The organism is Streptomyces sp. CA-288835 (assembly GCF_050936385.1).
In the GTDB taxonomy this organism is placed as follows: Bacteria; Actinomycetota; Actinomycetes; order Streptomycetales; family Streptomycetaceae; genus Streptomyces.
This window is the reverse complement of record NZ_JBNJMW010000001.1, coordinates 5145947-5159201: the sequence shown is the minus strand read 5'-3', so window position 1 is coordinate 5159201 and position 13255 is coordinate 5145947. Positions and strand designations below refer to the sequence as shown.

The 13255-nt window shown below is 66.9% G+C and carries 13 protein-coding genes and 1 tRNA gene; 9 read left to right on the top strand and 5 right to left on the bottom strand.

Features of this window, described 5'->3' with window-relative positions; translation table 11 throughout:
• Window positions 1-100: 100 nt before the first annotated feature.
• Window positions 101-173, top strand: a tRNA-Ala gene (locus ACQEVY_RS23195).
• A gap of 241 nt (window positions 174-414) precedes the next feature.
• On the opposite strand, the gene ACQEVY_RS23190 is transcribed toward ACQEVY_RS23195, so the two are convergent.
• Window positions 415-1128: a DUF5324 family protein gene (locus tag ACQEVY_RS23190; RefSeq protein ID WP_432951407.1), complete on the bottom strand. Its 714-nt coding sequence runs from the start codon at window positions 1126-1128 to the stop codon at window positions 415-417.
• Between the two features lie 332 nt (window positions 1129-1460).
• Between ACQEVY_RS23190 and ACQEVY_RS23185 the strand changes: the two genes are divergently transcribed.
• Window positions 1461-1988, top strand: a complete 528-nt coding sequence (locus tag ACQEVY_RS23185; RefSeq protein WP_432951406.1) for a peptidylprolyl isomerase — start codon at window positions 1461-1463, stop codon at window positions 1986-1988.
• 144 nt (window positions 1989-2132) lie between these two features.
• A complete protein-coding gene (locus ACQEVY_RS23180; RefSeq protein ID WP_432951405.1) occupies window positions 2133-3026 on the top strand; it encodes a rhomboid family intramembrane serine protease in 894 nt (297 codons plus the stop codon).
• Between the two features lie 282 nt (window positions 3027-3308).
• Here the strand turns inward: ACQEVY_RS23180 and crgA are convergent, their stop codons facing one another.
• Window positions 3309-3563 carry a cell division protein CrgA gene (crgA, locus tag ACQEVY_RS23175; RefSeq protein ID WP_165338852.1) on the bottom strand — a complete coding sequence of 85 codons (255 nt, stop codon included), beginning with the start codon at window positions 3561-3563 and terminating at the stop codon, window positions 3309-3311.
• 142 nt (window positions 3564-3705) lie between these two features.
• On the opposite strand from crgA, the gene ACQEVY_RS23170 reads away from it, so the two are divergent.
• From ACQEVY_RS23170 to ACQEVY_RS23145, 6 genes are read left to right on the top strand one after another with little or no spacing between them, the layout of a single operon-like run.
• Entirely contained in the window at window positions 3706-4485 is a 780-nt protein-coding gene (locus tag ACQEVY_RS23170; protein WP_432951404.1) for a DUF881 domain-containing protein, read from the top strand.
• An 18-nt stretch (window positions 4486-4503) separates the two neighbouring features.
• Window positions 4504-5199 (top strand): class E sortase, encoded by a 696-nt coding sequence (locus tag ACQEVY_RS23165; protein WP_432951403.1) that lies wholly within the window; start codon window positions 4504-4506, stop codon window positions 5197-5199.
• Between the two features lie 31 nt (window positions 5200-5230).
• Window positions 5231-5392: a hypothetical protein gene (locus ACQEVY_RS23160; protein ID WP_432951402.1), complete on the top strand. Its 162-nt coding sequence runs from the start codon at window positions 5231-5233 to the stop codon at window positions 5390-5392.
• The gene (locus ACQEVY_RS23155) at window positions 5389-6027 is read left to right on the top strand and encodes an aminodeoxychorismate/anthranilate synthase component II (RefSeq protein ID WP_432951401.1); all 639 of its coding nucleotides are present in this window, start codon (window positions 5389-5391) and stop codon (window positions 6025-6027) included. The genes ACQEVY_RS23160 and ACQEVY_RS23155 overlap by 4 nt, the downstream gene beginning before the upstream one ends.
• Entirely contained in the window at window positions 6024-7265 is a 1242-nt protein-coding gene (locus ACQEVY_RS23150) for a class E sortase (RefSeq protein WP_432951400.1), read from the top strand. The genes ACQEVY_RS23155 and ACQEVY_RS23150 overlap by 4 nt, the downstream gene beginning before the upstream one ends.
• A 13-nt stretch (window positions 7266-7278) precedes the next feature.
• Window positions 7279-8019, top strand: a complete 741-nt coding sequence (locus ACQEVY_RS23145; RefSeq protein WP_432951399.1) for a class E sortase — start codon at window positions 7279-7281, stop codon at window positions 8017-8019.
• A gap of 122 nt (window positions 8020-8141) precedes the next feature.
• Here ACQEVY_RS23145 and pknB read toward each other — a convergent pair whose 3' ends face one another.
• From pknB to ACQEVY_RS23130, 3 genes are all read right to left on the bottom strand, one after another.
• Window positions 8142-10172, bottom strand: coding sequence for a Stk1 family PASTA domain-containing Ser/Thr kinase (gene pknB / locus ACQEVY_RS23140; protein ID WP_432951398.1), 2031 nt, complete (start codon window positions 10170-10172; stop codon window positions 8142-8144).
• Window positions 10173-10344: 172 nt separating this feature from the next.
• Window positions 10345-11814 carry a peptidoglycan D,D-transpeptidase FtsI family protein gene (locus ACQEVY_RS23135; protein WP_432951397.1) on the bottom strand — a complete coding sequence of 490 codons (1470 nt, stop codon included), beginning with the start codon at window positions 11812-11814 and terminating at the stop codon, window positions 10345-10347.
• The gene (locus tag ACQEVY_RS23130; protein ID WP_432951396.1) at window positions 11811-13247 is read right to left on the bottom strand and encodes an FtsW/RodA/SpoVE family cell cycle protein; all 1437 of its coding nucleotides are present in this window, start codon (window positions 13245-13247) and stop codon (window positions 11811-11813) included. Before ACQEVY_RS23130 ends, ACQEVY_RS23135 begins: the two co-directional genes overlap by 4 nt.
• Window positions 13248-13255: the final 8 nt, after the last annotated feature.

Here is a 13255-nt window from a genome sequence, read left to right as displayed (position 1 = left end):
CGGGACCCCCAATCCTTTTGCAGGATCCTGGGGGTAACCCGGTACTCTGGGCTGCGACGCTCTTCCGGGAGATGATTCTCCTGGCGGACGCTTCCCATCCGGGGCCTTAGCTCAGTTGGTAGAGCGCTGTCTTTGCATGGCAGATGTCAGGGGTTCGACTCCCCTAGGCTCCACACCCGGAAGGCCCCTCCGACCTGCGGAAACGCGGTTGGAGGGGCCTTTCTGTATCGGCTTTGCCTGATCCATGAGCCTCGGTCGCCTCGGCTGTTTCCACGGCCCCGGTTCCACGTGAAACATCGCTGTGGGCGGGAGACCTCAGGCCTCCCGCCCACAGCGATATTGAAACCAAGCGACGTTGAAACCAGTCGATGAAGGCAGCCACGAACCGCGACGAGCTGACACGAACCAGCTGCGTCAGCCGCGTTCGTCGCGCTCCGCCGCCTCCGCCTCGGCCTGCTTCGCCTGGACTTCCGGGTCGAGCGCCTCCTGGCCGCTGCCGTCGACCGAAGTCAGCTGACCGGTGTCCGGCACCTCCGTGGCGGCCGGCGGCTCCACCAGCCAGTCGGGGTTGGCCTGCTTGTCCCACCACTTCCAGGCGGCGAAGGCACCGCCCGCCAGGACGCCCAGAACGGCCAGTCCCTTCGCGAGGCGTCCGACCCTGGCCCGCCGCTGATGCTTACGGGCCAGCTTCTCGATCTCCTTCGGCGAGACCTGGCCGCGCAAAGCCGCCAGAGCCGCCGCACTACGGGCCGCGGCCTCCTCGCGGACAGGGCCGGCCGCCGTCCTGGCCTGCTCGATCCTCGGCCGGGAGTACTCGGCGGCCTGCCGGGCGGCGACGCGGGCGCGCAGCGCAGCCTCGTGGGCGGCGTAGTCGACCTTCGGCGGCACATGAGTGCGTGCCTGCTCCAGACGCGGCGCGAGATGGGCGTCGTACTGTGTACGAGCCTGATCGGCGGCCTGGTGAGCGGCGGCCGACACCTTCGGCGCGAGCCGTACGCGTGCTTCATGCGCGTAGTGCGCGGCCCGGTCCTTGGCCGTGTCGGCGTAAGGCGCCACCGCTTCCGCGGCGTGCAGCACGCTGCCCTTCGCCGAGCCGGTCGCGGCGCGCACGCTGTCGATGCGGGTCACGGGAATCCTCCTCCTCGGTGGCGTACGGGGGGAAGTGCGGAGATCCCCCGGAAAGACACAGTTCACCTTTCCACCCTTATGGGGATCATGCCTGTCGGAGCGCTCCGGGGCATTCGCGAGCGGGCATCCGGGTCATGCGAACCGACTGCATGCGCACGCGGGGGCAATAACTGATCAATACGGTGCAACAAGGGCTTGTCGACGACAATGCCACGGATTCACCGGCCATGCCCCCCTTAGGTACGAAGCAGCTCAGAACGGTGGCGACGCACGACGGGCAGGGCCGACCGTGCGAGGATCGAGACGTCACAAAGGACAACGGAAGGCAGATCGTGGCTGAGCAGCTCTACGCCACCCTGAAGACCAACCAAGGCGATATCGAAGTCCGGCTCCTGCCGAACCACGCGCCCAAGACGGTCCGGAACTTCGTCGAGCTCGCCAAGGGCGAGCGTGAGTGGACCAACCCCGAGACCGGGGAGAAGACCACGGACAGGCTCTACGACGGCACGGTCTTCCACCGGGTGATCAGCGGATTCATGATCCAGGGCGGTGACCCCCTGGGCAACGGCACAGGCGGCCCGGGCTACCAGTTCGAGGACGAGTTCCACCCCGACCTCGCCTTCGACAAGCCGTACCTGCTGGCCATGGCGAACGCCGGCCCGGGCACCAACGGCTCACAGTTCTTCATCACCGTCTCCCCGACGGCCTGGCTGACCCGCAAGCACACCATCTTCGGCGAGGTCACCGACGCGGCCAGCCAGAAGGTCGTCGACTCCATCGCCTCGATGCAGACCAACCCCCGCACCGACCGCCCCGTCAACGACGTGGTCATCGAGTCGGTCGTCGTCGAGACCCGCTGAGCCCCGAACCTCCGCTCGCAACCGCCAAGGCCAGGGAACCAATGTGCCCCGCCCGTCCGTAGAAGGAAGGGCGGGGCGGTGCATTGGGGTACGCGTCCCAGGGACACCGCCGTGTGCCCGTCGTACGGAGAATGAGGGGACCCCATGGACCAGGTGCCAGGCAGCCCGCAGGGACCGCAGGACGCCCAGAGCCTGCCCACCTGCTACCGGCACCCCGACCGGGAGACCGGCATCAGCTGCACCCGCTGCGAGCGCTCCATCTGCCCCGAGTGCATGATCAGCGCCTCGGTCGGCTTCCAGTGCCCCGAGTGCGTACGAAGCGGCTCCGGCACAGGCCACTCACCGACCGCCAGCCAGCCCCGCACCCTCGCAGGCGGCACGCTCACCGAAGACCCGAGGCTCGTCACCAAGATCCTCCTCGGCCTCAACCTCGCGCTCTTCCTCGTGCAGCTCTCCATCGGCGACCGCTTCACCGACAGCTTCGACCTCATCGGCCGCGCCCTCGTGCCGGGCCTCGGCCTCGAAGGCGTCGCCGAAGGACAGTGGTACCGCCTCGTCACGGCCATGTTCCTGCACGGCAGCGTCATCCACATCGCCTTCAACATGCTCAGCCTGTGGTGGATCGGCGGCCCCCTCGAAGCAGCCCTCGGCCGCGCCCGCTACATCGCCCTCTACGCGATCTCCGGCCTCGCAGGCAGCGCCCTCACTTACCTGCTCGCCGAACCCAACCAGCCCTCGCTCGGCGCATCCGGCGCCATCTTCGGGCTCTTCGGCGCCACCGCCATACTCATGCGGCGCCTCAACTACGACATGCGCCCCGTCATCGCCCTCCTGGTGATCAACCTGATCTTCACCTTCGGGTGGAGCAACATCGCCTGGGAAGCCCACATCGGCGGCCTCGTCGGCGGCGTGGTCATCGGCTACGCGATGGTCCACGCACCCCGCGGACGGCGGGCTCTGGTCCAGTACGGCGTCTGCGCACTGGTGCTGGTCGCGGTTGTGGTCATGACACTCATCAGGACCGGTCAGCTCACCTGACGGACGGCGTTGTCCACAGACTGTGCCGGATCTTGTGCATGCTGTGTGGGAACAGGTGTGCCCCTTGTCGCTGACCTGCGTTTTCGCAGGCAGGACAAGGGGTGAACAGACTTCCGGATCCCAGTGGGTCAGTCACACCGGTGTCAACGCCCGATGGGTTATCCACAGATCTTCGGATGTTTTCCACCGCCCCACTGTGGATGGTTGTGGACGGCTGTGGATAACTCTCAGGGGCAGTGAGAGCCAGCACTTGGTGCAGCTCCCCGACACCTTGCGGCCGCGTTACTTCCACTGCGTAGAAACGGCGAATCCCGCGGCGATGAACCCGAAGCCGACCACGATGTTCCAGTTGCCGAACGCGTCGATCGGCAGTGAGCCGTCCGTCACATAGAAAACGACGATCCAGGCCAGGCCGATGAGGAACATGGCCAGCATGACCGGAGCGACCCAGCTGCGGCTGGTCAGCTTGATATTGGTTGCCTGCTTCGCCGGGGGCGGCGTGTAGTCGGCCTTCTTGCGGATACGTGACTTCGGCACGAGGGTCTCTCCTGTCGATGCGCTGCGTGGCCGCGCAGGGAATGTTGGCTGGCTCCGGGGCAGCGTACAAGGGGACTCTTAGCGCTCCCCCGGGCGTCCGTTAGCGTAGTGCTTCCGCGGCGCCGAAGGAGATAAGGGTACGTTGAGCAATTCTGCCGACTCGCCCCAGGCGAGTTCCAGCCCTGTGCGTATGCGGCGATTTCGTCCGGTGCGTGTGCTGACGGCGGCTGTGTTCGCTCTCGCCGGGTTGATCTTCTTCACCAGTTTCAATACGGCCAAGGGCACCAATATCAGGACGGATGCCTCGTTGCTGAAGCTCTCCGATCTCATTCACGAGCGCAGTCACAAGAACGGTCGGCTCGACGAGAGCAACGCGACCTTGCGTGAGGACGTCGAGGCGCTGGCCGACCGTGATGACGGCAGTACGAAGGCGGAGGACGAGAGGCTCGCGGCTCTGGAGAAGAACGCGGGTACGCAGAAGCTCAAGGGCGAGGCGCTCACGGTCACGTTGAACGATGCTCCGCCCAACGCCACGGCCAAGCTCCCCGGCTATCCCGAGCCGCAGCCGGACTACCTGGTCATTCACCAGCAGGATCTGCAGGCCGTCGTCAACGCCATGTGGCAGGGCGGTGCCAAGGGGATCAAGGTCATGGATCAGCGGTTGATCTCCACCAGTGCCGTTCGCTGCGTGGGCAACACCCTGATCCTTCAGGGCCGGGTCTATTCGCCTCCGTACAAGATCACGGCGGTCGGTGACCCGGAGAAGCTGCAGAGGGCCCTGACCGCGGCGCCTGCGATCCAGAACTACATGGTGTACGTCAACGTCTATGGGCTCGGCTGGAAAGTCGAGGAGGAAGGGCCAGTGACTCTTCCCGGCTACTCGGGCACAGTGGATCTCCACTACGCGAAGCCTGTGGAGTAAGCGCGCCGGGAGCCGCCGATGCGAGTGATCATCAGGACGTTGAGCGAACTGTGTATCACCGTGGGCAGCGTGATCGTGCTGTTTGTCGCCTACGTGCTCTTATGGACCGGCGTGAAGGCCGACAGCGCGATGGACGACCAGATCGCCAGCCTCCAGGACCGGTGGTCGAAGGGCACGGTCGCGGCCGAGTCCGAGGCGTCCGAGGCCCCCACCCCCGAGAACCCCGAGCCGCCGGCGCCGTACCAGGACGGCGATCCCTTCGCCGTCATGTACATCCCGAGGCTCGGTTTCACGTGGAACAAGCCCGTGCTCGAGGGCACGAAGACCGACACCCTCAAGAAGGGCCTCGGCCACTACGCGAGCACCGCGCAGCTCGGCCAGGAGGGCAACTTCGCCGTCGCGGGCCATCGCCGCACCTACGGAGACCCGTTCAAGGACTTCCCCAAGCTCCGCGCCGGCGACGCGGTGGTGCTGACCGACGGCACGACATGGTTCACGTACCGGATCGACAAGGGGCCCTACAAAACAGTGCCCACGGACATCGCGGTGATTGACCCTGTGCCACCCAAGTCCGGATACACCCGCGAGGGCCGCTATCTGACGCTGACGACCTGTGAACCGGAATGGGGCCGCAGCCACCGGCTGATCGTGTGGGCGCACCTCGATGCCACACAGCCCGTGGAGGCTGGGAAACCTGAGGCGCTGCGCCGTTAGTCTGGTGTGGTACGGCGACGGAAGGGACGGCATGTACGGCTGGATCTGGCGGCATCTGCCGGGAAACACCTTGGTGCGGGCGCTGATTTCGCTCGTGCTTGTGCTCGCGGCGGTCTATGTGCTGTTCCAGTACGTCTTCCCGTGGGCCGAACCGCTGCTTCCCTTCAACGATGTGACGGTGGACAACCAGTGAGCGCGCGGATTCTCGTCGTCGACAATTACGACAGCTTCGTCTTCAACCTGGTCCAGTACCTGTATCAGCTGGGCGCCGAGTGCGAGGTGCTGCGCAACGACGAGGTGTCGACGGCGCATGCTCAGGACGGTTTCGCGGGTGTGCTGCTGTCGCCCGGGCCCGGCACTCCGGAAGAGGCCGGTGTCTGCGTCGACATGGTGCGGCACTGTGCGGCGACCGGCGTCCCCGTCTTCGGGGTCTGCCTGGGCATGCAGTCGATGCAGGTGGCGTACGGCGGTGTCGTGGACCGAGCACCCGAGCTGCTGCACGGCAAGACCTCCCTCGTCGAGCACGAAGGTCGGGGTGTTTTCGCGGGGCTCCCCTCTCCTTTCACGGCGACGCGTTACCACTCGCTGGCCGCCGAGCCGGGGACCGTTCCGGCCGAGCTGGAGGTCACGGCCCGTACGCATGACGGGATCATCATGGGGCTGCGGCATCGTGAACTGCCCGTCGAGGGCGTGCAGTTCCATCCCGAGTCGGTGCTGACCGAGCACGGTCACCGCATGCTGGCCAACTGGCTGGCCGAGTGCGGTGACCCGGAGGCCGTGGCCAGGTCGACGGGGCTTGCCCCGGTGGTGGGCAGGGCCACGGCGTGACCGCCCTGCGCCCCGAGCGCGACAGTGCCGCCCCGTACGGTGAGGACACCGTGTACGGGGCCGCTGCCGCGTATGGCGGCGCTGCAGGGCCGGAGCAGGAGTGGTACGACCCGCAGGGGTATGCGCGGGACTGGTACGGGGAGCAGACGGCTTCGTCGTACGCGGAGCCGCAGTCTTCGCCGTCGTACGAGCCCTCGCACGAGCCTTCGTACGACGAACTCTCCCCGAGGCCGAGGCCCGACCGCGGGGAGCCACCGTACGGAGAGGCATGGCAGGAGGAGGCGTACTCCCAGCCGTACGAGCCCGTTTCGTCGCCCCCTCCGATGCCCCCGATCGATGAAGAGACCGTCGCGCTGCGCGTGCCGGACAGCGAGTCCATGCGGGCGGCCAGGTCCGCCACGCACGCCCGCTCCCATGCCCCGGATGCCGGCGGCCGTGCGGCCCGCCGTAAGGCCGCCAAGCGGCATGGGCGGCATGGCGGGTCGGTGCACGAGCAGTCGGCGGAGGAGCACGGCGCGACACCGCGCTCGCGGGTGGAGGCGCGGCGGGCGGCTCGGGCGCAGAAGCCCGGGATGGCGGTGATGGCCAGCCGGGCGATCGGTGAGGTGTTCATCACCACCGGCGTGCTGATGCTGCTGTTCGTGACGTACCAGCTGTGGTGGACGAACATCCGGGCGGAGGCCCAGGCGGGCAGTGCGGCGAGCAGTCTGCAGAACGACTGGGCGGCCGGCAAGCGCAAGCCGGGGGCGTTCGAGCCGGGGCAGGGCTTCGCCCTTCTGCACATTCCGAAGCTGGACGTGGTCGTGCCGATCGCCGAGGGCATCGACAAGAAGCGCGTTCTGGACCGGGGCATGGTCGGTCACTACGCGGAGGACGATCTGAAGACGGCGATGCCGGACGAGAAGAAGGGCAACTTCGGGCTTGCCGGGCATCGCAACACGCATGGCGAGCCGTTCCGGTACATCAACCGCCTCCAGCCCGGCGATCCGATCGTCGTCGAGACGCAGGACCAGTACTTCGTCTACACGATGGCGTCGATCCTGCCGGTGACGGCGCCGAGCAATACGGCCGTCCTGGACGCGATCCCCAAGGGGTCGGGTTTCACCACGGCGGGCCGCTACATCACTTTGACGACCTGCACTCCCGAGTTCACCAGCAAGTACCGGATGATCGTCTGGGGCAAGATGGTCGAGGAACGGCCGCGCAGCAAGGGCAAGCCGGATGCGCTCGTCAGTTAAGGACAGATGAAGAGTGGCAGCGACGACCGACCACGAAGAGCAGACCGCGGCATCGGCGCATTCGCCCGCACCGCGCCGTCGCGGCCCCGGCCGGATCGCGATGGCCGTCAGCGTCTTCGGTGAACTCCTCATCACGGCGGGCCTGATCCTCGGCCTGTTCGTGGCCTACTCGCTGTGGTGGACGAACGTCGTCGCGGACCGCAAGGCCGACAAGCAGGGCGACAAGGTGCGCGACCACTGGGCCGAGGGCCGCGGTCCGATCGGCCTGGACACCAAGGACGGCATCGGCTTCCTGCACGTACCCGCCATGAAGAACGGCGAGGTACTGGTCAAGAAGGGCACCGCCGCCAAGTCCCTCAACGACGGCACGGCCGGCTACTACACCGACCCGATCAAGTCCGCGCTCCCGCAGGACAAGAAGGGCAACTTCTCGCTGGCCGCGCACCGCGACGGGCACGGCGCGAAGTTCCACAACATCGACAAGATGAAGAAGGGCGACTCGATCGTCTTCGAGACCAAGGACGAGTGGTACGTCTACAAGGTCTACGAGATCCTCCCCGAGACCTCCAAGTACAACGTCGATGTCCTCGCCCCCGTCCCCAAGGAATCCGGCAAGAAGAAGCCGGGCCGCTACATCACGTTGACGACCTGCACCCCGGTCTTCACCTCCACGTACCGGTACGTGGTGTGGGGCGAGCTGGACCGGGTCGAGAAGGTGGATGACGAGCGGACGCCGCCGGAGGAGTTGCGCTGATGTGACCGGGGTCCTGTGGGACCCAGTCGGGGTGCTCGTGAAAGAGGTCCGGCACCCTTCGTACGAAGGGTGCCGGACCTCTTTCACGAGCCGTATGCGGGCCCAATGAGGACGGGTCGGTGTCAGTCCTCATTCCGGGCGGAGGCGCCGTTGACGCCGCCGAATATGCCGCCGCCTCCGTTGTCTCCGCCGCCGTTGTTGTTGCCGCCGTTGTTGAAGCCGACGGTGTTGAGGGTGATCGTTGTGCCGGCCGGGTCGTCGACCTGCTGGCCCGGGTCCGGGTCCTGGTCCTGGACGAGCGCGGTGTCGCTCTGGTCGGCGCCCGGCTGGAACTGGATGTTCGTGAAGCCGGCCTGGTTCAGGATCTGCTTGGCCTGGCCCACGGTCTGGCCGACCACCTGCGGGACCTGGACCTGCTCCTCGTCCTCGGCTTCCTTGCCGATCTGGATGTTCACCGTGGAGTTCGGCTCGGCCTGGGAGTTGGCCTCGGGGTCGGTGGCGATGACCTTGCCGATCAGGTTGTCGTCGTCCGTCTCCACGTCGACGCAGACGCCGGTGAGGTTGTTGGCCTCCATCTGTGCCTTGGCCTCGTCACAGGTCCTGCCCGTGACGTCCGGGACGGTTTCCTGCTCCGGCTTCTTGGCGACGGTCAGGGTGACGGTCGAACCCTTCTCCTTTTCCGTGCCGCCTGCCGGATCCTGGGAGATGACGACGCCCGGAGTCCGGTCCGACTCCTCGGTCTCCCGCTGGACATCGAAGCCCTTTTCCGTGAGGTCGGCCTCAGCCTTCTCGAACTGCTGACCCTCGACGTCCGGCACAGCGATCTTCGGCGCCCCCGTCGACACCGTCAGCGTGACCGTGTCGCCCTTGTTGACCGGGGTCTTCGCCTTCGGGTCCTGTGCGCAGACACTGCCCTTCGGGGTGTCGTCGCAGGGCTGTTCCTTCGTCGCCACCTTCAAGTCGACGTTCTTCGCCATGTTTCTGGCTTCCGGCACTGTCTTGTTGATGAAGGTGGGTGCCGGGAACGACTCGTCGCCCGCACCGCCCGTCGAGCTGAACACCCACCGCCCGATCAGGACCGCACCCACCAGGACCAGGATGCCCGCGACGACCAGGAGGATCGTAGAGGCGTTGCTCTTCTTCGGGCCGCGGCGGTCGCCTCCGTTGAAGCCGTAGCCGCCGTCGTCCGGGTTCATCGGGGGGAGCATGGACGTCTGCTGGCCGCCGGGGGTGGGGCGCAGGGCGGTGGTCGGCTTGTCGTCGGGGTAGCCGCCGTAGCCGACGGAGCCGAGGGCCGCGGTGGCCGCGACGGGCTGGCCGTCGAGGCAGGCCTCGATGTCGACGCGCATCTCGTCGGCGGACTGGTAGCGGTAGTCCGGGTCCTTGACCAGGGCCCTCAGGACGATGGCGTCCATCTCGGGCGTGATCTCGGGGTCGAAGTTGCTGGGCGGCTGCGGCTCCTCGCGTACGTGCTGGTACGCGACGGAGACCGGGGAGTCGCCGACGAAGGGCGGCCGGACCGTCAGCAGCTCGTAGAGGAGGCAGCCCGTGGAGTACAGGTCGGACCGGGCGTCGACCTGCTCGCCCTTGGCCTGTTCCGGCGAGAGGTACTGGGCGGTGCCGATGACCGCGGCGGTCTGCGTCATCGTCATGCCGGAGTCGCCCATGGCGCGGGCGATGCCGAAGTCCATGACCTTGACCTGGCCGTTGCGCGTCAGCATGACGTTCGCCGGCTTGATGTCGCGGTGGACGATCTGGTTGCGGTGTGAGTACTCGAGGGCCTGGAGGATGCCGATGGTCATCTCCATGGCGCGCTCGGGCAGCAGTTTGCGCCCGGAGTGCAGCAGCTCGCGCAGCGTGGACCCGTCGACGTACTCCATCACGATGTACGGGATGGAGATGCCCTCGATGTAGTCCTCACCCGTGTCGTACACGGCGACGATCGCGGGATGGTTGAGCGAGGCGGCCGACTGGGCCTCCCGGCGGAACCGGGCCTGGAAGGAAGGGTCGCGCGCGAGATCCGCGCGCAGCGTCTTCACCGCCACGGTGCGGCCGAGCCGTGTGTCATGGGCGAGATGTACCTCCGCCATGCCACCACGGCCGAGCACCTGGCCCAGCTCGTACCGGCCGCCGAGGCGACGCGGCTCTTCCATAGCTACCTACCAGCCCTCTCCGTCGGTTCCGACCGCACCCAGTTGTGTGGTCCGGCGGTGTGCTGTCCGGGCATACCGTACCCGGCTCGCCTTTACTGACCTGGCCACAACCGTCACCCGATACAGGACCGGTATCGCAACGTGCACCGATGTGAAGGGGACGTGAGCGGGGTCACTTGCTGTCGAGTACTGCCTTCATCACGTCCTTCGCGATCGGTGCGGCGAGACCGCCGCCGGAGATGTCGTCACGTTCGGCCTGGCTGTCCTCGACGACGACGGCGACGGCGACCGGCGAGCTGCCGTCGTCGGCCTTCGCGTACGAGATGAACCAGGCGTAGGGCGCCAGCTCGTTCTTGACGCCGTGCTGGGCGGTACCGGTCTTGCCGCCGACCTTGACGTTCGGGATCTGCGCCTTGGTGCCGGTGCCCTCGTCGACGACGGTCTCCATCATCGACTGCAGTTTCTGGGCGTTGTCCGGGGAGAGCGGCTTGCTCATTTCCTTCGGTTCGGTCTGCTCGACGACGTCCACATTCTGGCCCATCAGCCGGTCGACCATGTACGGCTTCATGAGGGTGCCGTCGTTGGCGATGGCCGAGGCCACCATGGCCATCTGGAGCGGGGTGGTGGCGGTGTCGAACTGGCCGATGGAGCTGAGCGCGGTCTGCGGCTTGTCCATGGCGGTCGGGAAGACGGAGGCACTGGCGCGGACCGGGACGAACTGCTCCTTGTTGAAGCCGAACTTCTCGGCGGTCTCCAGCATCTTGTCCTTGCCGAGGTCGGAGCCGACCTTGCCGAACACGGTGTTGCAGGAGAACTTCAGGGCGTTGCGAAGTGACGCGTCCTTACACGGGATGTTGCCCTCGTTCGGCAGCTCGGTGGTGGTGTCCGGCATGGTCCACGGGTCCGGCGAGTCGGTCTTCGCGTCGGGATCCGTGACCAGCTCGTGTTCGAGGGCCGCGGCCGCGGTGACGGCCTTGAAGGTGGAGCCGGGCGGGTAGGTCTCGCGCAGCGCCCGGTTGAGCATCGGGTCGTCGGGGTTCTGTTTCTTCTGGAGCTTGGTCCAGGCCTTGGTGTCGGTGTCCGTGGAGTTCCCGGCGAACGTCGACGGGTCGTACGAGGGCGTGGAGGCGAGCGCCAGGATCGCGCCGGTGGACGGGTCGATGGCGGCGACGGCGCCCTTCTTGTCGCCGAGGCCCTCGAAGGCCGCCTTCTGGGCAGCGCTGCTGAGGGTGGTGACGACGTTGCCGCCCTTCTGCTTCTTGCCGGTGATCATGTCGAGGGTGCGGCGGAAGAACAGCCGGTCGTCGTTGCCGGTCAGGATGCCGTCCTCGATGGATTCCAGCTGCGTCGCGCCGAAGGCCTGCGAGGCGTAGCCCGTGACGGGGGCCCACATCTCGCCGTCCTTGTAGGTGCGCTTCCACTTGAAGTCGCTGCTCGAGGTCTCGGTGGAGCCGGTGATCGGCTTGCCGTCGACGATGATGTCGCCGCGAGGTTGGGCGTAGCGCTCGATGGAGACGCGGCGGTTGTGCTCGTGCTTCTTCAGCGTGTCCGCCTGGACGTACTGGATCCAGTTGTCGCGGATGAGCAGGGCCATTACGAGGAGCCCGCAGAAGATCGCGATGCGGCGCAGGGGCTTGTTCACGGGCGGACCACCTGGGTCATTTCGGCGTCGGGGTTGGAGGCGGGGGCCGGTGCCGGGCGGCGGGCGGTGTCGCTGATGCGGAGAAGGATGCCGATCAGGGCCCAGTTGGCGATCACGGAGGAGCCGCCGGAGGCAAGGAACGGCATCGTCATGCCGGTGAGCGGGATCAGGCCCATGACGCCGCCTGCGACGACGAAGATCTGCAGGGCGAAGGCGCCGGAGAGTCCGGTGGCGAACAGCTTGCCGAACGGGTCGCGGGCGGCCAGCGCGGTGCGGATGCCCCGCTCGATGATCAGGCCGTACAGCAGCAGGAACGCCATGACTCCGGCCAGGCCCAACTCCTCGCCGACGGTGGCGAAGATGAAATCGGAGTTGGCGGCGAAGCCGATGAGGTCGGAGTTGCCCTGGCCGAGTCCGGTGCCGAGTACGCCGCCGGAGCCGAAGGACATGATCGACTGGCCGATCTGCTCGCAGGCCCCGGAGGTCTCGTAGCAGCCGAAGGGGTCCAGCCAGGCAGTGACACGGACCTTGACCTGGCTGGCGAAGGTGGAGACGACGACCGCGCCGCCGGCGGACATCAGCAGGCCGATGACGATCCAGCTGGTCCGCTCGGTGGCGACGTACAGCATGATCACGAACATGCCGAAGAACAGCAGCGATGTGCCGAGGTCGTTCTCGAAGATGAGGATGAGCAGGCTCACGGCCCAGAGCGTGAGGATCGGGCCGAGGTCACGGCCTCGTGGCAGGTACAGGCCCATGAAGCGGCGGCTCGCGAGAGCCAGGGCGTCTCTCTTCACCATGAGGTACCCGGAGAAGAAGACCGCGATGATGATCTTCGCGAACTCTCCCGGCTGGATGGAGAAGCCTCCGATGCTGATCCAGATCTTGGCGCCGTTGACGTTGGCGCCGAGGCCGGGAACCAGGGGCAGGAGCAGCAGGACGATGGCGGCGACCATGGAGATGTACGTGTAGCGCTGCAGGATGCGGTGGTCCTTGAGCAGCATGACGACCGCCACGAACAGCGCGATGCCGAGCGCCGAGTAGAGCAGTTGCTTTGGGGCGTCCGGACTGAAGGAGCCGAACAGGGATTCGGCGCGCTGCTGGAGTCTGGGCGACTGGTCCAGGCGCCAGATGAGCACCAGCCCCAGCCCGTTGAGCAGCGTAGCCAGCGGCAGCAACAAGGGATCCGCATACGGCGCGAACTTCCGCACAACGAGATGGCCGACCGCCGCGAGCAGGCCGAGCCCCAGGCCGTAGCCGAGCAGGCCCGACGGGACCTGGTCGTTGACGGCCAGGCCCACGTTGGCGTAGGCGAACACCGGGATGACGACGGCGAACACCAGCAGCGCCAGCTCGGTGTTGCGCCGGCTGGGCGCGCCGATGGCGCCGATCGTGGACGTATGGTGCGTCGATGGGTTCGTAGTACTGCTCATCGCGTAAC